At 58.6% G+C, this 19,607-nt stretch carries 17 protein-coding genes; 5 read left to right on the top strand and 12 right to left on the bottom strand.

The window, feature by feature from the left end; translation table 11 throughout:
- Positions 1–97: 97 nt before the first annotated feature.
- Both cysI and QWJ34_RS22435 read right to left on the bottom strand, forming a co-directional pair.
- Complete coding sequence (gene cysI, locus QWJ34_RS22440; protein WP_302731333.1) at positions 98–1,831, bottom strand: assimilatory sulfite reductase (NADPH) hemoprotein subunit; 1,734 nt, start codon at positions 1,829–1,831, stop codon at positions 98–100.
- Between the two features lie 28 nt (positions 1,832–1,859).
- A complete protein-coding gene (locus QWJ34_RS22435; RefSeq protein WP_302731332.1) occupies positions 1,860–3,731 on the bottom strand; it encodes an assimilatory sulfite reductase (NADPH) flavoprotein subunit in 1,872 nt (623 codons plus the stop codon).
- Positions 3,732–4,030: 299 nt separating this feature from the next.
- Between QWJ34_RS22435 and QWJ34_RS22430 the strand changes: the two genes are divergently transcribed.
- Positions 4,031–4,459 (top strand): VOC family protein, encoded by a 429-nt coding sequence (locus QWJ34_RS22430; protein WP_302731331.1) that lies wholly within the window; start codon positions 4,031–4,033, stop codon positions 4,457–4,459.
- Positions 4,460–4,746: 287 nt separating this feature from the next.
- Positions 4,747–6,387: a sensor domain-containing diguanylate cyclase gene (locus QWJ34_RS22425; protein WP_302731330.1), complete on the top strand. Its 1,641-nt coding sequence runs from the start codon at positions 4,747–4,749 to the stop codon at positions 6,385–6,387.
- A gap of 85 nt (positions 6,388–6,472) precedes the next feature.
- Here the strand turns inward: QWJ34_RS22425 and QWJ34_RS22420 are convergent, their stop codons facing one another.
- Positions 6,473–8,194, bottom strand: a complete 1,722-nt coding sequence (locus QWJ34_RS22420) for a glycoside hydrolase family 2 protein (RefSeq protein WP_302731329.1) — start codon at positions 8,192–8,194, stop codon at positions 6,473–6,475.
- A gap of 230 nt (positions 8,195–8,424) precedes the next feature.
- On the opposite strand from QWJ34_RS22420, the gene QWJ34_RS22415 reads away from it, so the two are divergent.
- Complete coding sequence (locus QWJ34_RS22415; RefSeq protein ID WP_302731328.1) at positions 8,425–9,255, top strand: helix-turn-helix transcriptional regulator; 831 nt, start codon at positions 8,425–8,427, stop codon at positions 9,253–9,255.
- Positions 9,256–9,375: 120 nt separating this feature from the next.
- Here the strand turns inward: QWJ34_RS22415 and QWJ34_RS22410 are convergent, their stop codons facing one another.
- The 7 genes from QWJ34_RS22410 to QWJ34_RS22380 form a co-directional block, all read right to left on the bottom strand.
- On the bottom strand, positions 9,376–10,275 hold the full coding sequence (locus QWJ34_RS22410) for a DUF4362 domain-containing protein (RefSeq protein WP_302731327.1): 900 nt from the start codon (positions 10,273–10,275) through the stop codon (positions 9,376–9,378).
- 102 nt (positions 10,276–10,377) lie between these two features.
- Complete coding sequence (locus QWJ34_RS22405) at positions 10,378–10,785, bottom strand: hypothetical protein (protein ID WP_302731326.1); 408 nt, start codon at positions 10,783–10,785, stop codon at positions 10,378–10,380.
- Positions 10,786–10,918: 133 nt separating this feature from the next.
- Positions 10,919–12,061: a 5-methyltetrahydropteroyltriglutamate--homocysteine S-methyltransferase gene (locus QWJ34_RS22400; protein ID WP_302731325.1), complete on the bottom strand. Its 1,143-nt coding sequence runs from the start codon at positions 12,059–12,061 to the stop codon at positions 10,919–10,921.
- Between the two features lie 717 nt (positions 12,062–12,778).
- Positions 12,779–13,915, bottom strand: a complete 1,137-nt coding sequence (locus QWJ34_RS22395; protein WP_302731324.1) for a 5-methyltetrahydropteroyltriglutamate--homocysteine S-methyltransferase — start codon at positions 13,913–13,915, stop codon at positions 12,779–12,781.
- 48 nt (positions 13,916–13,963) lie between these two features.
- The gene (locus tag QWJ34_RS22390) at positions 13,964–14,896 is read right to left on the bottom strand and encodes a LysR family transcriptional regulator (RefSeq protein WP_302731323.1); all 933 of its coding nucleotides are present in this window, start codon (positions 14,894–14,896) and stop codon (positions 13,964–13,966) included.
- 61 nt (positions 14,897–14,957) lie between these two features.
- Entirely contained in the window at positions 14,958–15,425 is a 468-nt protein-coding gene (locus tag QWJ34_RS22385; protein WP_302731322.1) for a DinB family protein, read from the bottom strand.
- Complete coding sequence (locus tag QWJ34_RS22380; RefSeq protein ID WP_302731321.1) at positions 15,422–15,730, bottom strand: DUF3219 family protein; 309 nt, start codon at positions 15,728–15,730, stop codon at positions 15,422–15,424. The genes QWJ34_RS22385 and QWJ34_RS22380 overlap by 4 nt, the downstream gene beginning before the upstream one ends.
- A 117-nt stretch (positions 15,731–15,847) precedes the next feature.
- Here QWJ34_RS22380 and QWJ34_RS22375 point away from each other — a divergent pair, with 117 nt between their 5' ends.
- Positions 15,848–16,408, top strand: a complete 561-nt coding sequence (locus QWJ34_RS22375; protein ID WP_302731320.1) for a GNAT family N-acetyltransferase — start codon at positions 15,848–15,850, stop codon at positions 16,406–16,408.
- A gap of 98 nt (positions 16,409–16,506) precedes the next feature.
- Here QWJ34_RS22375 and QWJ34_RS22370 read toward each other — a convergent pair whose 3' ends face one another.
- Both QWJ34_RS22370 and QWJ34_RS22365 read right to left on the bottom strand, forming a co-directional pair.
- A complete protein-coding gene (locus tag QWJ34_RS22370; RefSeq protein ID WP_302731319.1) occupies positions 16,507–17,391 on the bottom strand; it encodes a DMT family transporter in 885 nt (294 codons plus the stop codon).
- On the bottom strand, positions 17,388–18,980 hold the full coding sequence (locus QWJ34_RS22365; protein ID WP_302731318.1) for an acetate--CoA ligase: 1,593 nt from the start codon (positions 18,978–18,980) through the stop codon (positions 17,388–17,390). Before QWJ34_RS22365 ends, QWJ34_RS22370 begins: the two co-directional genes overlap by 4 nt.
- Positions 18,981–19,243: 263 nt before the next feature.
- Between QWJ34_RS22365 and QWJ34_RS22360 the strand changes: the two genes are divergently transcribed.
- Positions 19,244–19,528, top strand: a complete 285-nt coding sequence (locus QWJ34_RS22360; RefSeq protein ID WP_302731314.1) for a hypothetical protein — start codon at positions 19,244–19,246, stop codon at positions 19,526–19,528.
- The last annotated feature ends 79 nt before the right edge of the window (positions 19,529–19,607 follow it).

The raw sequence follows: 19,607 nt of genomic DNA, 5'->3' as shown, positions 1-19,607 counted from the left end.
TCAAAAAAGCGAAAAGCCGGATCTCCTCGATGCTTCGAGAAAACCGGCCTTCCGCTTTTTCGTGTTGGATATTTATTCATTCGCTTACAAGCCGCCCTCAGGCGTGGAACTGCCGCCCATCGCGCACGGCTTCCACATAGCCCGAGCGCACCGTGAAATCGCCGAAATGTTCGCCGTCCAAACGTTCTTTGGCGTAGCGGCCGATAATCGGTTTCAGCGAGTTCAGAATTTCTTCTTCGCCGATATTTTCCCGGTACAGCTTGTTCAATCTTGCTCCGTCGTGCGCGCCACCCAGATACATATTGTACTTGCCAGGTCCTTTGCCGATAAACGCCAGTTCCGCCAGCATCGGGCGCGCGCAGCCGTTCGGGCAGCCGGTCATGCGGATCACGATTTCTTTCTCGCGCAGCCCCGCTTCCTCCAGGATCGGCTCGATCTTGTCGATCAGGCCCGGCAGGTAGCGTTCGGACTCCGCCATCGCCAGCCCGCAGGTCGGCAGCGCCACGCAGGCCATCGAGCTGCGGCGCAGCGCCGAATAGTGCGCCCCGTCGGTCAGGTTGTACTGCTTGATCAGGCGGTCGATTCTGCGCTTCTTCTGTCCACTCACGTTGCCGATCACCAGGTTCTGGTTGGCCGTCAGCCGGAAGTCGCCGTCGTGCTCCTTCGCGATCTCGCGCAGGCCCGTCATCAGCGGATAACCGTCGAAGTCGGCGATGCGGCCGTTCTGGATAAACAGCGTATGGTGCCATTTGCCGTTACTGCCTTTGATCCAGCCGTAGCGGTCGCCGTTATGCTCGAACGAGAACTGCCGCGCCGGCGCAAGTTCCCAGCCGAGACGCTCGCGCAGCTCGCCGAGCAGCCAGTCGAGGCCGCGGTCGTCGATCGTATACTTGAAGCGGGCGTGCTTGCGCACCGCGCGGTCGCCGTAATCGCGCTGGATCGTCACGATTTTTTCCGCCAGATCGATCACCTGCTCCGGGGTTACAAAACCGATCAGCTTGCCGAGCTGCGGATACGTTTTGTTATCGCCGTGCGACATGCCCATGCCGCCGCCGACCGTCACGTTGAATCCGGCCAGCGCGCCGTTTTCCAAGATCGCGATCAAGCCCAGATCCTGCGAGAACACGTCGATATCGTTGGACGGAGGCACCGCGATCCCGATCTTGAATTTGCGCGGCAGATACACCGGCCCGTAGATCGGTTCCTGTTCGGTATCCAGGTCGCGGCTGTCCACTACTTTTTCTTCGTCCAGCCAGATTTCGTGGTAAGCGCGCGTTCTCGGGTCCAGATGGCGGCTGAGACGGTCTGCCCACTCGTACACCTGGCCGTGCACCTCGGACTGGTACGGATTCGGGTTGCACATGACGTTGCGGTTCACGTCTCCGCAGGCCGCCAGCGTGCTGAGCAGCGCTTCGTTGACTTCTTTGATCGTATTTTTGAGATTCCATTTGAGCACGCCGTGCAGTTGAAAAGACTGGCGCGTCGTCAGCCGGATCGTGTCGTTGCCGTATTTGTGCGAAATGCGGTCCATCATCAGCCACTGCTCGGGCGTCACCACGCCGCCGGCGGCGCGGACGCGCAGCATGAACTGGTACGCCGGCTCCAGCTTCGATTTGCTGCGCTCGCCCCGCAGATCGCGGTCGTCCTGCATATAGCTGCCGTGATGCTTCATCAGCCGGTTGTCGTCTTCCGGAATCGAGCCGGTCAGCGGGTCTTTGAGCGTCTCGACCAGGCTGCCGCGCAGGTAGCCGCTGTTTCGTTTGATATCCTCCACATCGCTGTGGGGACGGTCGTGCGGCGGATACTTTTTCCACTCTGTTTCTTGCGTCATACTCAAGCGTCCCCTTCCCCGATTGGCCTTAGTATACGTCGCGCTGGTAGCGCTTCTCGCGCTGCAGATTCAGTACATACTCGGAAGCGTCTTCCGGGCTGAGCCCGCCTTCCTGCGCCAGAATCGTTTCCAGCGCAAGATGTACATCGTGCGCCATATTTTTCTCGTCGCCGCAGACGTACAGCGCGGCTCCGTTTGCGATCCATTCGTACAGTTCTTTGCTTTTCTCCAGCATCCGGTGCTGGACATACACTTTCTCTTCGGTATCGCGCGAGAATGCCACGTCCATCTTCGTCAGCACGCCGTCCTTGATCCAGCGCTGCCATTCCGTCTGGTACAGGAAGTCGGTCGAGAAATGCTGATCCCCGAAAAAGAGCCAGCTTTTCCCTTCCGCCCCGGTTTCTTCGCGCTCGGCGAGGAACGAGCGGAACGGCGCGACGCCGGTGCCCGGCCCGATCATAATGATCGGCGTATCCGGATTCTCCGGCAGTTTGAAGTTCGGGTTGTGCTGCACGAAGACCGGCAGGCTGTCGCCCGGCTCCAGCCGTTCGGCCATCTGCACCGAGCAGACGCCGTAGCGGTCGCGTCCGCCGCAGGCGTAGCGCACGGTGCGCACCGTCAGGTGCACTTCGTCCGGCGTCGCCTGCGGACTGCTTGCGATCGAATACAAACGCGGCGGCAGCTTGCGCAGGATGCCGGTCACTTCGATCGCGCTTCTGCCTTTGAATCCGTAGTCTCTCAGCAGGTCGAGCAGATCGTGATCGCCGAGATAAGCCCGCAGCTTCTCCGCGCTGTCCGGCGCTGTGAGCGCGGCGAGTTCTTCGCTGCCGACGAGCTTCGCCGCATGTTCGAGCAGCGGCTTCGTCAGTACGGTGATCTCGTAGTAATAGTGCAGCGCTTCGCGCAGCGCAGCCGAATCGTACTTGCCGGTCGGCACGATTTCGTCCGGATTCCAGTCCATCTCCGCGATAATCTCGTCCACCAGACGCGGATGGTTCTCCGGGTATACGCCCAGGCTGTCGCCCGGTTCGTACGTCAGCCCCGAACCTTCGAGCGACAGTTCGAGATGCCGCGTCTCGCGGGCCGAACCCCGGCCGTTCAGGTTCAGATTCTCCAGCACTTCCGCCCGGAAAGGATTGCTGCGCGAGTAGTCCGATACCGGGTCCGCGCTCAGCGGAGCCGAGTCTTCGGACGCCGGCTGCGAAGCGCCGGCCGAACCGCTCAGCGCTTCGGTCACCGCCGCCATCCATTCGCCGGCCGTTTCGTCGAAATCGACGTCGCAGTCGGCGCGATCCGCAAACCGAGAAGCACCCAGTTCTTCAAGCCGCTTGTCGAAGTCTTTGCCCGTCTGGCAGAAAAACTCGTACGACGTATCGCCGAGCGCCAGCACGGAATAGCGCAGGCCGTCGAGCTTGGGCGCGCGTTTGCCGTGCAGGAACTCGTGAAACGCAATCGCGTTGTCCGGCGGATCGCCTTCTCCGTGCGTGCTGACCACGATCAGCAGATTTTGCAGCTTCTTCAGATTGTTCGGCTTGAAATCGGCCATCGACAGCACATCGGCTTTGACATTGAGATCTTCGAGCCGCTTGGCCAGCTTCTTCGCCAGCCCGCTGCCGTTGCCGGTCTGCGAGCCGAACAGCACGGTGGCTTCTCTCGGCGCTTCGGATTGGACCGCCGCGGCGGCGGAAGCGCCGGGTACGGAAGCAGGCGCGGGTTCGGCGGCCGGAGCGCTTCCCGCGCTTGCCGAAATTCCGCTCCCCTGCGCCGTTTCGGACGCCGGAAGAGCCGACAGATAACCGCTCAGCCAAACGCGCTGATAACCGTTCAAACCGGGCAGAAGCCGGTTGAGCAGTTCGGTTTGTTGTTCGTTAAAAGGACTGTTCGTTGCATTCAATTCCAAAATTCCCACCTCGCACGGCATTAGGTCGACGTCAAACGTCGTCGTTGGTCGTTTGCTTGTTTATTGATTTCTTATTAATTCCCAGTTCAACGATCAGAATTATTTTTTGCTCTCTTGACCGTATCATACCCCCTAAAAGGGGTCAATTCGATTCCTTTTATGAAATCTATCAGGAATTCTGATAATTGGTTAACAAAAAAATATTTACAAACATACGTTCCCGTTATTATAATAAAGATGACCCACCATTTCAGGCCGAGAAGATTGAGTTCTTCGACGCGAAAAGGAGAAGATTGCAGATGACCACGCAGTGGCTGCCTTATCTTGTCATGGACGGAAATGCGGAGGAAGCGATCGACTTTTATGCAAACGCGCTTCAAGGAAAAGTATTTGCAAAGATGACGTTCGGCGAAATCCCCGATGGACCGGACGGGCCTTTTCCCGAGGAAGTCGGCTCGCTTATCTCTTATGCGCTCGTGGTGTCCGGCAAATGCGAGCTGATACTGGCGGACCGTTATCCCGGCAGCCCGTACCGGACCGGCAACAATGTTACCGTATGCGTCTCGACGGACGATATCGATCATGCGCGCAGCGTGTTCGCCGCGCTGTCCGAAGGCGGCGCCGTCGTTATGCCTCTTACTCCGACTTTCTTCAGCCCGGCTTTCGGCCAGTTGACCGACCGGTTCGGCGTTACGTTCCAGATCAGCACGACCCCGCCGGAAGCCTGAGGCGTTTCGCCGAGGCCGACTTGTATTTTTGCGGAGCCTTTGTCCGTTTACGGATACAAGGCTCTTTGTTTATTTCTATTCCTTTCCTTAAGCTTCATACGACTTGAAAATCTGCAAGAGAATTGACAGTTTGTGTCGAAAAAAATCGTCGAAATACGTCAAAACTATTCATTTAGCAGGCGTTTTTCTCGATAATAAAGTGAAGAAAATGAGCTGCATATCCAGGGAGGGGCTTCAAACTTCGAAGGAAGCAAATTTGAAGACATCCTCTAACAGCGGAGGAAATTATGATCAAGATACGGACCTTTCTCGCTCTGATCTTCGTATCGTTCGTTGTCCTGCTCAGCGCATCGCTGGGTTCGCTCATGAGCAGCCGCTCGACAAAGGCGATCGAAAAAGAAATCGGGGTATCGCTCGCCGGAACCGCCTATCAGATGTCGGACAAACTGGACAACTTTATGTGGTCCCGTTCCGGCGAAATCAAATTGTTGAGCGAATTGGGGCCGCTGAAGCGCGCGGACGACCCGGCCAAGATCCAGAATCTGCTGAACCAGACGAAAGCGGGATTCCCTTCGTTCTCCTGGATCGGGTTTACGAACATGCGCGGCGATGTAATCGCCGGCACGGACGGCATTCTGGTCGGCAAAAATATCGCGGAACGGCCGGTATTCAAAGAAGGCGTACAGGGGAACTTCGTCGGCGACGTGCACGAAGCGCTCCTGCTCGCCAAGCTGCTGCCCAATCCGAGCGGGGAACCGCTGCAGTTCGTCGACTTCGGCGTGGCCGTCGAAAACGACAACGGGCAAAAAGTCGGCGTATTGGCCGCCCACCTCAGCTGGGAATGGGCGAAGGAAGTCGAGCGCACCCTGCTCCAGCCGCAGATCGACCACAACCAGAACTTCGAGCTGTTTATCGTCAGCCGGAAAGACAATACCGTACTGCTCGGTCGGGGCGGCTTTGCCGGCAAGAAGCTCGACCTGGGCAGCATCGCCAGCGCGCAAAGCGGCGAGAATTCCTGGAAGCTCGAAACATGGCCCGACGGCAAACGCTATCTGACCGGCTACGCTTACGGAGACGGTTATATGGACTATCCCGGCCTGGGCTGGACCGTGCTGGTCCGCCAGCCCGAATCCGTCGCGTTCGCTCCGGTCAAAGATATCCAAAAAGACATCGTATGGGCCGGACTGTTGGCTTCGATCGTGTTTGCCGTGATCGGCCTGCTGAGCGCGCAGCTGATCTCGCATCCGATCCGCAAGCTGACCGCCGCCGCCGACCGGATTCGCCGGGGCGCAGCGCCCGAGATTCCGCAGCACCGCGTTTTCAAAGACATCTCCAGCCTGACCCGCTCGCTCGGCAGCCTGCTCGATTCGCTGCTGCGAACGGAGAATGCGCTGGGGGACATGCGCACCGCCGCCCACTGCGACCAGCTTACCGGCCTGCCGAATCGGCTGGCGCTCGAACAGTATCTGGAACAGACGATCGAAGGCATGGACCCGTGCCTGGAAACGCTCAGCTTTATGTATCTCGATCTGGACGGCTTCAAGAAAGTCAACGATACGCTGGGGCATCACGTCGGGGACGTTCTGCTGCAAAAAGCGGCCCGGCGGCTGCAATCTGTCACGCGTCCGGGCGGCATCACGGTGCGGCTCGGCGGCGACGAATTCCTGCTGATCGCGCGCTCGCCGCTGAACCGCGCTCTTACGGACGCGCAAAGTCTGGCCGCCGATGTACTGAAGCAGCTCAACAGTCCGTTTGTGGTCGGCATGAACCAGCTGTCGCTCGGATGCAGCATCGGCGTCGCGTTCTATTCGGAGCACAGCAGCAGCATTACCGAAGTGATTCAGACCGCCGACGAATGCTTATATCTGTCCAAGCAGGCGGGCAAGAACCGGGTCACGTTTCATAAACACGATAAGCCGGCGGGCTGATCCCCCGGTTATCTTCGCAGAAAGCCCCGGAGCGTCCATAGGAACGCGCCGGGGCTTTTTCATGACTTTTAAAGTCCGTCCTGCTTTACTCCGCCCGCGCGTTCCTGCCAGCAGACGGAATATCCGCCTCGCCGCGAAAATGCCGCCGGACCGTATCGTAAGCCGCTTTCGGCCGCCGGTAACCGTCCACCAGCCCTTTGCTGTTGCGGGTGCAGCCGCGGCTGAGCAGCCATCCGTTGTCTTCCGAAACCCTACAATCGCCGAACTGCCAGACCAGCACGCCGGACAGCGATTCGTCGGCCAGATAGGCGCTCAGATTGTCGTCCAGAATATCGCACTGGCGCTCTTCGGAACCTTTGACCCGCTCCCGGCTGCGAAAGCCGTAATAGCCGTCCGCGCCGAACTCGCTGATGATCATCGGCCTGCCCGCTCCTCCGAGCCGGTCCGCCCAGCCTCTCGCCCGCCGCATCAGCTCGCCGGGATCTTCGTCGGTGTACCAGCCCGGATACAAGTTGAACGATACGATATCCGCGAGATCGAGACAGAGGTCGCGCTCGCGGTTGTGCGTGGCAAACGTTCTCGGACGCGACGGATCGAGGCTGCGGATCAGCTCCAGTTCTTCTTTGTAAATCTCTCTGCCGTACTCCGTATCGCTGGCGCATTCGTTCAGAACCGCCCAGATCACGATCGACGGACGGTTGCCGTGCTGCTCCACCATTTCCCGCGTCACGTCTTCGCTTTGCTTTCTGAAGTTCGGATTGCGCATCTGCTCTTCCGACAGTCCGCGCGCGTGATTCTCTTCCCAGACCAGTAACCCGAACTCGTCGCACAGATCCAGAAAGCGCTCGTCGTTGGGATAATGGCTGGTGCGAACGGTGTTGCAGCCCAGATCGCGGATCAGTTCGATATCGTGCAGCATTTCGGAAAAAGACAGCGCCGCTCCCGAACGGGCGTGGTCTTCGTGCCGGTTGACGCCTTTGAACACGACTCTGCGTCCGTTCAGACGAATCTCCTCGCCCGCCGTCTCGATGCGCCGAAAGCCGATACGGTCGATCCAATCGTCGCCCGCTCTTTCCTGTTCGCGAATCAGTTCGGCCCGGATCGTATACAGCGCCGGCCGCTCGGGACTCCACTCTTCGGCGGTATCGTAAATCTCCGTCCGCTCCACAACCGAGCTTTGTCCCGGCTCGATCCGGCATTCTTCGCGCGCCGTATGCAGACCGTCCAGACCGAGCCGCAGTCCGACCGCCGCGGCATGTTCCCCGATATTGCGCACGACCGCGCGCCAGCGGCCGCTCCAGGTTCCGTTTGCCCATTCCGGGCGGAAAGAAACCCGTTCGATAAACACGTCTTCGATTTCTTCGAGCACGACCGGACGGATCGGACCGCCGTACGTGTAATAGTCGTTCGGAATATGCAGCGCCGAGTGCTCGCCGAACGAGTTGTCCGCATACAGCGCAATCTCGTGTTCGCCCGGCTCCACATCCCGGATCACCGCCTCGAATGCCGTATACGCGTTATAGTGATGCGCGATGGGCCGCCCGTCGAAATAAACGTCCGCCGTATGGCTGACGCCTTTGAACTCCAGCCGGAGATTCGTACGACGGTTTACGTTGATCGTTCGCCGGTACAGACCGGTTCCGCGGTACGTGCCGAGATCCGGATGCGTTTCCCAGCAGCCCGGCACCGGCAGACGGTATTCGAATTGTTGCGGCATTTCGCCTGCCCGGCCGACGGGCTGAAAATCCCACAACCCGTCCAGTTCCCGGACCGGCCGGATCGCGTGCGTGTCGAATAAACGAATCATCGAATTTGTCCCTCCATTATTCATCTGGCATGTCTGTTTCGGTTTGGCCTATTTTATTCGCTTGTGCTCGATTGTCCCTACAGCCTTTACTTTATAAGCTTTCCGGCGCAGGTTCCATGGCGGTTCCCGTTCATTCCATGTCAAAAAAGATCCGCAGACAACTTGGTTTTCGTCTTTGCCGCCTTTATACTGATCGATAGAAAAGCTGATCCAAAAAAGGAGGCGATCCCATGAACCGGCTGCACGATCTGGCGGTCAAGATTCGCTGGGCTTCGGACAAACAGGCTCCCGCCGACTGGTCGGATATCCGGCGCACGACGACGGTGCACAGCCTGTACTGGGTTCGCGAAGGCGGCGGAAGTTTCGAATCGAAGCACGGGCGCTATTCTGTCGAGCCCGGCCGGTTGTTTTATCTGGAGCCGGGGCTGGATATGAATATGCGCGCGGAACATGAAGCGGGGATGGACATGGCGATGATCCTGTTCGACTGCGTGCAGATCTCCGGCGCGGCCGGCTGCTGGAACGAACCGGAAACGGTCGTCCGGCTGGAGCTGCCTCATCTGTTTCCGTTGGGCGGAGAATCTTCCGTGATGCTAGACGCCGGCCTGAGCCGCGTCGTCGAACTCTGGTCGCAGGGAACGCCGGGGCGCGAAGCGGAAGCCAACGCCGAGCTGCTCGGCCTGATCGCGCGGCTGCATATCTATCTTGCGGCCGAAGAGAACGGCGGACCGCGCGCGGTATTCGAGCAGGCCCTGAGCTTGATCGGGCGCCGCTTTGCCGAACCGCTGACCGCCGAGAAGCTGGCCGGCGAGCTCCATGTATCGGTCTCGTATCTGCGCAAGATCTTTGTGCGCTACGCCGGGCTAACGCCGAAGCTGTTTCTGTCGCGGCTCCGCCTCCGGCACGCCGAGCGTTATTTGCTGTATACGGATCTGACGCTCAGGGCGATCGCTTCCTCCTGCGGATACGGCGACGAATTCCATTTCAGCCGGACGTTCAAGAAAGCGACGGGCGTCCCGCCTTCGGAATTTCGCCGGCGCGGCCGGGAGCCGATGCGCTGAGCGGCCCGGCATGCGAGGCGACCGGAAAGCTTACGGAAAAATATCGGCAAACGCAAAAAAAACAGCCGGACTTCATACGCATTCGCGTAAAAAGTTCGGCTGTCCGTTTTGCAAACGGCTTTACTTCAAGGCCGAATCCGGAACGGGGAACCAGAAATATTCGCTCTGCCCGCCGCCGGTGCTTGCGCAGCCGTCCAGACGATAGAGTTTACCCGGACCTCCCCGCTTCTGCGGAAGCGGTTCGACCGCTATCCGCTCGCAGGTATCGATCTGTTTGTCCGGCCGGCCGTAAGCGTCCAGGCTGTTATCGTGTACATAACGGATTTCTTTCCCGTCGTAATTGAGATTGTCGAAGATCGGATCTCCTTCTATCGTGTACCCTACCCGCTGAACGGAATCGGGCTGTCCGGTTTCGATATGCTGAACAAAGTCCTGCCAGGTATCCAGATTGGCGACGGTTCCCCGCAGACTGCTGACAATGTCCCCGTTCTGCTCGGCCTGCTCCGAATCGTAGACGATGCCTCCGATCTTTTCCCGTAAAGCCCGATTCGATTCCGCGTTCACGGTATAGCCGGTACTCATATCGGACGTTTCCATCAGCATGCCCGGGCCGTTCTCGTAGTCGATCCACGCATATAATTCTTTGACTTCGCCGTCCAGCGGGAATCGGACCCGGTAATCCGGCGACGATACTTCCAGTTCGCCCGACAACCGGTCCGCGGTTCGGAAAGCGTCGCGGAACGCTTCCAGATCCTCCGGCTGCTTCAGCACGCCCAAAGCCCGCGGTTCCTCGAACGGAATCCAGCGCTCGACGACCACTTCGTCTCCGACCCGGTCCGCCGGTTCGACAGGCTGCGTACCCGGGCCCGGCTCCGATACGTTCTGCGTGTTCGATTCGCGCTGCGGTTCGACCGCGGAAAGCGGTGCTGCGGTATCCGGCTGCGAATTCGGTTGGGACGAGCAGGCCGTCAGCGTCAAGCCGAGCAGCAAAGCGCAGCCGGCGGCGATCTTTTTACTCATTACGCATTCCCCCTTTATTACCTGGTCCATGCCAAAGGTAAGGTACGATTTCCAGACGTTTCCGCCTGCTAAAGGGTTGCAATGAATATGAAAAATCCGGCTTTATCTGAAAAAGTGTCCCGCTTTGCGGTACAACGTCTGCTGCCAGAGCGGACTGGATTGGATCATTTCGTGCATATTTTCAATATCGACCGTTCGTCCCGCGGCGTTGCGCAGCAGGATCGTCCGTCCGCGGTATTCCGCGTGATAGCCGAACCAGGAGCGGACCAGAGGAACGATCTCGTCGCGATACGGGCGCATGGTCAGCAGCTGCACAAAAGTATGATAAGTCAGCGAACAGCCGGTGTCTTCGGCGCGCCGAACGTATTTGGGTTTGATCGCCTGCTCGCATTCCGGGCATCTCTGGTGCATACCCAGCCGGTAATTCGGCGTCTCGAACCGGACCGCGCACTGCGGGCACGAGACGAGCGCCAGATCGCGCCGGGCGTTATCGGGAATATTTACATTCATAAGCTTCTCTTCGCTCCTTTTCTCTATGCTGCGCGCAAGCGGCGCGGGACGCCGCTTCCTGGTTCCCTATTGTACTCTTATTGACGATGCAAAAAAAGCCCCGGCTTCGGCCGGGACTTTGCGTGCGATAATCTTAACCCCAGACTTCGTTCGCGATTTCTTTGATAAAGCGCAGCTTCGCCCACTGCTGTTCTTCGGTGAGGATATTGCCTTCCTCGGTCGAAGCGAATCCGCACTGCGGGCTCAGGCAAAGCTGGTTGATGTCGACGATCTTCGCCGCTTCCGCGATGCGGTCCAGGATCTGCTGCTTGTCTTCCAGCTCGCCGAACTTGGAGCTGACCAGACCTAGCACAACCTGCTGGTTCTTGACGTATTTGAGCGGTTCGAAGCTGCCCGCGCGCTCGCTGTCGTACTCCAGGTAGAATGCGGATACGTCGGAACCGCCGAACAGCACTTCCGCGATCGGATCGTAGCCGCCGCCTTCGCCGGCATACGTCGATTTGAAATTGCCGCGGCAGACGTTCGTCGTAACGGCGAGATCCGCAGGCAGGTTCTCGATCGCCAGGTTATTGACGTACAGGAAACTTTTCGCCATCTCGTCGATATCGACGCCGGCTTCCGCCTGCATAGCGCGGAACTGGCGGTCGCTCATGGCGCCCCAGGTGCAGTCGTCGAGCTGGATATTGCGGCAGCCCGCTTCGTAGAACGCCAGGATCGCGTCGCGGTAAGCGTTGGCCACGTCCGTATACAGCTCCTGCTGATTCGGGTAGAACTCCTGCACCGTCTTGATATTGTCGCCGCGGAACAGTTCGAACAGCAGCTGCGCCGGGGCCGGAATCGTTTGACGGGCCACGACGTCGCCGCCGGCCGCTTCCTTGAGGAACTTGAAGTCTTCAACCATCGGGTGCTTCGCGCCTTCGCCGACTTTGCCGGTCAGCAGCGCCGTTTCCGCGCGGGATTCCACGCCGTGGAACAAATAGCCGCTGTCGGAAGATTTCTTGCTTACGCCGCCGAGTCCCCAGAAGAAATCGAGATGCCACCACGAACGGCGGAATTCGCCGTCGGTCACGCCTTTGAGGCCGACTTCTTTTTGCTTCCGAACGAGCTTGACGATCTCTTCGTCCTCGATCTTGCGCAGCTGCGCCGCGTCGATCTCGCCGGCGGCGAATTTGACGCGCGCGTCCTTGATCGCCTGCGGCCGCAGGAAGCTGCCTACGATATCGTGACGGAACGGAACCGTATCCCGTTGAACGGCTTGTTCAAAAACTGTGCTCATAAATGAAATCCCCCTCGGTTATATTGAAAACTATCATAACGACCCGTTAACGTTCACTCGGGACGTGTACGCTGCCAAACTGCTTGCGCAAACAACTTGTGAAATACTATATCATGCGTATTCCGCGCTTTTGTAACGCCTAAAAGCTATGGCCCGTTATACGTTCAGACTATAGCTGCATCCATCTGCTGTCTATATCGGCGTCCAAACCGGCTTTTACGGCAAAAAAGCGGCGGGCCGATTGCCGCCGCTCCAAATGCCGAGAAATCATTTCGGTAAAATCGAAATCCACAGCCCGAAAATGTGAAAATGTAGCGTTCAATATAGAAGCGTATAAGCAGCTATTTCCGACAAACATTCGTTTTTAAAACAAATAGCGACGCCTATACACTTATTTTGCGACTTTTCCTTCTGTGCAAGGATTTCCCCGCTCAATAATTGTACCTGCGCAGTTATTTCGTCAAATCCTGCATTTCGCTTCGAAATAACTGCATCTGCATCGCTATTTACGATTCCGAGTAAATTTCTGCTTTTGGAACAACCGGAGCGGCGGGCCGATCGCGGCCGCTGCGCCGCTTTTCCGGACCTGCTCAAGTCTCGCCGGCTCCCGAGCGGACTTTCCGACTTATCGACTTATCGACTTCCCGACTTTACGACTTTTCGACTTCCTGACTTTTCGACCTATCAACTTCCCGACTTCCCGCGTCCCCGCGCCGTTTATTTCCGGCGCGGCCAAACTTCGGCCGCCGTCTCGGCGACCAAACGGATCTTGTCCCACTGCTCTTCTTCCGTCAGCAGATTGCCTTCTTCCGACGAAGCGAAGCCGCACTGGGTGCTCAGACACAGCCGGTCGAGCGGAACGAAAGCCGCGGCTTCGGCGATCCGCGCCTTGAGCACGTCTTTGCTCTCCAGCCCGCCGTGCTTGGTCGTCACCAGACCCAGCACGACGAACTGGTCCTGCACGAAGCGAAGCGGCTCGAAGCCGCCCGCCCGCTCGTTGTCGTATTCCAGGAAGAAAGCGTCGACCCGGCAGCCGCCGAACAGCGCCTCGGCCACCGGTTCGTAGCCGCCGGAAGCGAACCAGGTCGAATGGAAATTGCCGCGGCACACATGCAGCGCGATCGTCATATCGCCCGGCCGGCCTTCGATCGATTCGTTGATCAGCCGGACATAGTCGGCCGCGAGCTTGTCGGGGTCGGTGCCCTGACTGCGCATCTGCGTGCGGTGCAGCAGGCTGCACAGCGTGCCCCAGGACGTGTCGTCGAGCTGGAGATAGCGGCAGCCCGCGTCATAGAAAGCTTGAATCGCGTCCCGGTACACCGCTATAATATCGGCGTACAATTCTTCTTCGTCGGCGTATACGCCGCCGCCGTTATAACGCTGCACGAAGTGGAACAGCGAAGGCGACGGAATCGTCATCTTCGGCACGGCTTCCGGCGCCGACTCGGCGGCCAGCCGCTTGAGCGAGCGGAAATGTTCCAGCATCGGATGATCGCCGAACACGATCCGGTCCGCGATACGGAACGTCTCCGCGCGCTGCTTGGCATCGGCGCGTCCGGCGAGCGCGTTCAGGTCGATCTTCTCCGTGCCCTCGACGCCGAGAAAGAAGTCGAGATGCCACCACGAGCGGCGGAATTCGCCGTCGGTCACGACGCGAAGCCCCGCTTGTTTTTGTTTCTCCACGAGCCCGGCGATCTCCGCCGTCTCGATCTCGTAGAGTCCCCCGTCCGTCAGCTGCCGGGCGCGATGCAGCCGCCGCGCCTCGATCAGTTCCGGAGGACGCAGAAAGCTGCCCACGATATCGCAGCGAAATGGCGGGGCGTCTCTGTTGGTGCCGGTCACTGGACTTTGCATGCGTTCCTCCCGATTTCCTTAGAAAATTTGGACTGCGTTCGCCGCCCGTCAGAACAAAAACTGGTTTGCGTCGAAATACGTTCTTGCGACCAAGTCGTTCAGCAGTTCGATATAAGCCGACGCGATGGGACTCGGCCGGCGGTCTTTGTGCGCGATCCAGCCGATCGTAAACAGCTCGCCCGTCTCGACCGGCACCGACGTCAGCCGGCCGCCGCCAAGCCCGGAAGCGAGAATGCCCGTGCCGACCGTGTAGCCGTTCGTGCCGGCGAGCAGGTTGAGCAGCGTCGCCCGGTCGTTGACTTTCACATTGCGGTTCATCTCCGACAGATTCAGCATCTCTTCGGAGAAGTGCAGCGAGCTGTTCTCGCCCTGGTCGAACGTCATGTACGGATAAGCCGGCAGGTCGTCCACCCTGACGATCTCCCGGCCCGCGAGCGGATGCGAAGCGCCGATAAAGATATGCGGCTGCGTATTGAACAGCGGCGTAAACTTGAGGCTGCCGTCGCTGAACAGTTTGTTCATGACGCGCGCGTTGCGGTCGCACAGATACAGGATGCCCAGATCGCTGCGCATCGTGCGCACGTCCTCGATAATATCGAAGGTTTGCGTTTCCCGCAGCGAAAAAGTATAGGCGTCCTGATCGCTTTGCTCCATCAGCGCCGCGAACGCTTCCGAAGCGAACGCATAGTGCTGGGTGGACACGGAAAAATGCACCGTGCTGCGCGTCTTGTTCTTGTAGCGGCTTTCCAGCAGTTCCGCCTGTTCGACGATCTGCCGGGCGTAGGCCATAAACTCCACGCCGTCCGCCGACAGGGTAATGCCCCGGTTGGTCCGGTCGAAAATGGTAATGCCCAGCTCGTGTTCGAGATCCTTGATCGCGTTGGACAGGCTCGGCTGCGAGATAAACAGGCGTTTGGCCGCCTCGTTGATCGAGCCGCAGCCGGCCACTTCGATCGCGTACCTGAGCTGCTGTAAAGTCAATGCCTTTTCCCCGCTTTCCCGGGCGAGGGCTGCCGGCTCGAAGCCGGTTTGCCGGCCGCCTTCAGCTTACGCCGTATTTTTTGTCCCACGATCCCTGCTGTTTGCGTATAAACACGATCTGTCCGATATGATAAGCGTTGTGGATCGTCAGATGCGTCAGATCGCCGGTCCATTTCTCCAAACGCGCGTCGTCGGCCTGCTCCAGCGCTTCGATCCAGGCGGCCATCGTGTCGTCGTACGTGGTGAGCGCCGCGCTCCAGATGGCATTTTCCCCTTCGCCGATATCGAAGGTGTCGTCGTTGCTGCCTTCGAATGAAGAAACTTTTTCATTGTTGAACTGCTTTAAATATCGTTCATTGTAAAAATTCAAGTGCCGGACGATCTCGTGCACGCTGTTCATTTCTTCGTTGCTTTTCCAATCGGCCTGTTTCTGCGTCAGTCCTTTGACCGAAGCCGCAAGCGACGTGAACCAGCCGCTTTCGTTCCGGCACGCTTGCAGCTGCTTGAGCAAAATTTCTTTATTCGTCATGAAGATTCCCCCGTTCGTTCGGCCAGCTCCAGATGGTAATCGCCGACCGCGCCTTTTTCGTAGAGATTGTCCAGCGACGTCGAATAATTGTGGATATCGGCCTGCGCGTCGAAGCCCGCTTCGGGAATTCGGACGCGAAACGTCCCCCGGTACAGGAGCGTCGCCACATCGTGATAGTCCTCGTGCGTAACTTTGAAATCGAAAGCGAACGCGCGCCTCGGCTGTCCGCCCGGAGCCGGCGCTTCGAATTCGCGAAAGTCCGAAACGTCGAATTTGCGTCCGTCGATCCATACTTCGGTGTTCATGGGCTCGCCTCTTTTCGATCGGTTCAAATATGTAGAAAGCAGTTTTACTATAAAGGATTTGCGCCAAGGATGCCAGAACTTTAATGGAGAAGAGCATCCGGCGAAAGGAGAAACGAAATGAATTTGAAAACCGAAACGATCACAAAAAACTCTCCCTCGCTCCCTGCGATCCGTTCCCTGTACGAAAGCGCGTTTCCGCCGAACGAAAAAGCGCCGCTGGCGATTCTTCTGCATAAAGCGCGCAAAGATTTCGTCGATTTCCTCGCTTTTTACGATGGAGACGTCCAGGCGGGATTCGCTTATCTGGTCGCGGAGCGCGATCTGGTATTTCTGATGTATCTCGCCGTCGAGCCGTCCCTGCGCTCGAAAGGCTACGGCAGCCGGATTCTGCGCGAGCTGCGGCAGCTCTATCCGGGCAGCCGGATCGTGCTGAATATCGAGGCGCAGGAACCGGGAGCTTCCAACGCCGCCGAACGCCGCCGGAGAAAAGCGTTCTACGTGCGCAACGGCTATTCGGGCAGCGGCCTGCTGGTCAAAGAGTTCGGCGTGCTGTACGAAGCGCTGGTGCAGGGCGGAAGCGTGGGACGCGAAGAATTTCTGCGCCTGTACGACCGTTTTATGGGTTTCCCGTTCTCGCTGTTGACGCGGCCCAAAATCTATCCTTACACGGATCAATAACGGCCGACAACCGGATAACGACCAAAAAACCTTCGGCCGATTGGATCGGACCGAAGGTTTTTCCGTACGCGATGACGCTTGTGTTTACTATACCGCGTTTATTCTTCGACAAGCGCCGGACGGACTCCGCTCGACTGGCGGATCAGGAACAAGAACATCCCGCTCAGTACCAGGACGCCGCCGACAAGCTGGATCCAGGTCAGATGCTCGCCGAGCAGCCACACGGCCAGCAGCGAAGCGCCGACCGGCTCGCCGAGAATGCTCATCGAAATGGTCGTGGCGTTAATGTAATTCAGCAGCCAGTTGTTGATGATATGCGACATCGTCGGCACCACCGCCAGCAGCGCGAACACGCCCCATTCCCTGGCCGGATAAGCGAAGAATTCCTGGGCGGTCGCAATATTGAAGATCGTCAGGAATACCGCGGCGGACAGGAATACGCAGAAACTGTAGATCCAGTGCGAAACTTTCTTGACCGCGTTTTGTCCGATAAACAAATACCCGACGACCGCGATCACGCACAGAAACGAAAGAATATCGCCGCGGATCGCCTGCGCGCTGAGACCGAAGTCTCCCCAGCCGATCATCATCACGCCGAAGGTCGCGACGGCCAGCGCGAAGATCGCTGCACGCGTCGTGCGCTCCCGGAAGAAGACAAAGCCGCCGAGCAGCGAAACGAGCGGCTGGAGCGCCAGGATAATCGTCGAGCTGGCTACCGTGGTCAGCTTGAGCGATTCGAACCAGAGCGCAAAGTGCAGCGCCAGGAACAATCCCGAGAAGATGAGCAGCCGCGCTTCTTTGCGCCCGATCCGCTTGAACTCCGCGCGTTTGACCCAGACGATCGGCAGCATGCAGACGCAGGCGAACCACATCCGGTACATGCTCAGCACCGAAGCCGGCGCGTTCGACCATTTGACGAAAATGGCCGAGAAAGAAATCGCCACGATCGAGATCGCAAGCGGAATGGCAATGGACTTTTTCATTTCGAAGCGCTGCGCTTCTCCTGCTCGCGCAGTTCGATCCGGCGGATCTTGCCCGAAGCGGTCTTCGGCAGATCGGACACGAACTCGATCTTGCGCGGATACTTGTACGGAGCGGTCCACTCCTTGACGCGGGTTTGCAGTTCCTTGATCAGCTCCGGCGTGCCTTCCGCGTCTTCGCGCAGCACGATAAACGCTTTGACGATGCTGCCGCGGATCTCGTCCGGACTTGCGACGGCGGCGCATTCCTTAACGGCCGGATGCTTCATCAGCGCTTCTTCGACTTCGAACGGCCCGATCGTGTAGCCCGAGCTGATAATGATATCGTCGCCGCGGCCTTCGAACCAGAAGTAGCCGTCTTCGTCGAGGCTTGCGCGGTCGCCGGTGATGAAGTATTCGCCGCGCATCGACTGTACTTTGCGCTCCGGATCTTTGAAGTATTCGCGGAACAGCGCCGGCAGCTCTTCGTGCACGGCGATATTGCCCACTTCCCCGGCCGGAACCGGCGCGCCTTCGTCGTCGACGACGAGCGCCAGGCCGTCGGCCATCGACTTGCCCATCGCGCCGAGACGGATCTCCGAGCCGACCAGGTTGCCGATCAGCAACGTACTCTCCGTTTGGCCGTAGCCGTCGCGGATCGTCAGGTTGTGATGCTTGCGGAATTCGTTGATGACTTCCTGATTGAGCGGTTCGCCGGCCGAAACCGCGCTGCGCAGATTGGAGAGGTCGTATTCGTCCAGCCCGTGCGACTTCGCCATCAGACGGTATTCGGTCGGGGTACAGCAGAGCACGCCGACTTTGTAGTCCTGAAGCAGGTGCAGATACCGCTTCGGTTCGAACGCTCCGCTGTAGAAAAAGCCGGTCGCTCCGCTGCCCAGCACGGACAGGAACGGGCTCCAGATCCATTTCTGCCAGCCCGGAGCCGCCGTCGCCCAGACCGTATCGTTCTCGCGGATATCCAGCCACGAAGACGTAATGCGCAGATGCGCGAAGCCCCAGCCGTGCGTATGCACGACGCCTTTCGGGTTGCCGGTCGTGCCCGACGTATAAGCCAGGATCGCCATATCGTCGCGGAACGTTTTCACCGTTTCGAACGTGTCCGGCTGCCCTTCCATCAGCGCGTTCAGGTTCGTCCAGCCTTCGGCCGACGACAGATCGCCGGCTTCTTTGGCGACGATGCGGTGGGCCAGCGCGGGCAGTTCGTCTTCGATCCGGTCCACTTCGCCCGTCACGGACGGCCAGGAGATGACCGCGCGCGCTTCCGAGTGGCGCAGACGATACGACAGGTCTTTGGCCCGCAGCATTTCCGAAGACGGAATAATCACCAGCCCGAGCTTCAGGCAGGCCAGGTAAATCACATAAGCGATAATGCGGCGCGGCACCGTAACCAGCACTTTGTCGCCTTTTTCCAGACCCTGCTTCGCCAGTCCGCCCGCCAGGCGGTTCGCCTGCTTCAGCAGTTCGCCGTACGAGATCTCCGCCCGCTCGTCTTCTTCCCCGAGCCATTTGAGCGCGATCTTGTCCGGCGCGTGACGCTCCATTTCTTCCGTCAGGTTATAGCGTTCGGGCGCCACCCATTCGCTGTATTTCATCCGATTCTTCTCCTTTTGATAAACATAGTCGTGAAACGAACACTGATAAGCGGCGATCCGCTCTTAGGAGTGAGTGGCTATTATTATAGCATGTGTTAGGACCTGGTGTTAAGTGACGGGTGTCATGTACGCCGATCGAGAACGATTACATTTCAAATTAAAACGTTTGCAATTTTTGCTATACTTTGTGACATCGTTCACAACATTAAATTTCAAATCTGTTTTAATAGAGGGGTAAACCAATTCCGATGGAGGCGAACAACATGAGTTTTGACGGCGCGGTAATCGAACGGCAGGGCGCAACGTTTGCGGTGGTGGCGGTGAAGCTGCATGTGCTCGGATTCTCCGGCACCTGCGAAGAAGCGGCGGCCAAGTACGAGCCCTGCTTCCCGGATATGCCGATCGTTCTGATGTCGCAGGACGCGGACGGCGTACCGAAATACTGCGGCGATTCGGATTGCGTAGCTTATCTTTCCGAACTCGGCGCGGCATCCATTCCCTGGCAGACGTATACTTCCGTTCCTCAAAAGGAACTCGCGCTCCGGTAAATACCGGGCGCTTTTTTTATTTCCCGCCGGATCAAGCGCAAACAGCCCGGCCGCGTCCATGGGGCGCGCCGGGCTGCTG

Source organism: Saccharibacillus sp. CPCC 101409, from assembly GCF_030518235.1.
Classification (GTDB): Bacteria; Bacillota; Bacilli; order Paenibacillales; family Paenibacillaceae; genus Saccharibacillus.
Note: the sequence above shows the minus strand (reverse complement) of the source record. Positions and strands in the feature narration are given on the sequence as shown.

What these genes read in the sequence shown, in the direction of transcription:
- cysI (WP_302731333.1), bottom strand. Translation starts at nt 1,831, where the DNA reads ATGACGCAAGAAACAGAGTGGAAAAAGTATCCGCCGCACGACCGTCCC.
- QWJ34_RS22430 (WP_302731331.1), top strand. Translation starts at nt 4,031, where the DNA reads ATGACCACGCAGTGGCTGCCTTATCTTGTCATGGACGGAAATGCGGAG.
- QWJ34_RS22425 (WP_302731330.1), top strand. Translation starts at nt 4,747, where the DNA reads ATGATCAAGATACGGACCTTTCTCGCTCTGATCTTCGTATCGTTCGTT.
- QWJ34_RS22420 (WP_302731329.1), bottom strand. Translation starts at nt 8,194, where the DNA reads ATGATTCGTTTATTCGACACGCACGCGATCCGGCCGGTCCGGGAACTG.
- QWJ34_RS22415 (WP_302731328.1), top strand. Translation starts at nt 8,425, where the DNA reads ATGAACCGGCTGCACGATCTGGCGGTCAAGATTCGCTGGGCTTCGGAC.
- QWJ34_RS22410 (WP_302731327.1), bottom strand. Translation starts at nt 10,275, where the DNA reads ATGAGTAAAAAGATCGCCGCCGGCTGCGCTTTGCTGCTCGGCTTGACG.
- QWJ34_RS22405 (WP_302731326.1), bottom strand. Translation starts at nt 10,785, where the DNA reads ATGAATGTAAATATTCCCGATAACGCCCGGCGCGATCTGGCGCTCGTC.
- QWJ34_RS22400 (WP_302731325.1), bottom strand. Translation starts at nt 12,061, where the DNA reads ATGAGCACAGTTTTTGAACAAGCCGTTCAACGGGATACGGTTCCGTTC.
- QWJ34_RS22395 (WP_302731324.1), bottom strand. Translation starts at nt 13,915, where the DNA reads ATGCAAAGTCCAGTGACCGGCACCAACAGAGACGCCCCGCCATTTCGC.
- QWJ34_RS22385 (WP_302731322.1), bottom strand. Translation starts at nt 15,425, where the DNA reads ATGACGAATAAAGAAATTTTGCTCAAGCAGCTGCAAGCGTGCCGGAAC.
- QWJ34_RS22380 (WP_302731321.1), bottom strand. Translation starts at nt 15,730, where the DNA reads ATGAACACCGAAGTATGGATCGACGGACGCAAATTCGACGTTTCGGAC.
- QWJ34_RS22375 (WP_302731320.1), top strand. Translation starts at nt 15,848, where the DNA reads ATGAATTTGAAAACCGAAACGATCACAAAAAACTCTCCCTCGCTCCCT.
- QWJ34_RS22370 (WP_302731319.1), bottom strand. Translation starts at nt 17,391, where the DNA reads ATGAAAAAGTCCATTGCCATTCCGCTTGCGATCTCGATCGTGGCGATT.
- QWJ34_RS22365 (WP_302731318.1), bottom strand. Translation starts at nt 18,980, where the DNA reads ATGAAATACAGCGAATGGGTGGCGCCCGAACGCTATAACCTGACGGAA.
- QWJ34_RS22360 (WP_302731314.1), top strand. Translation starts at nt 19,244, where the DNA reads ATGAGTTTTGACGGCGCGGTAATCGAACGGCAGGGCGCAACGTTTGCG.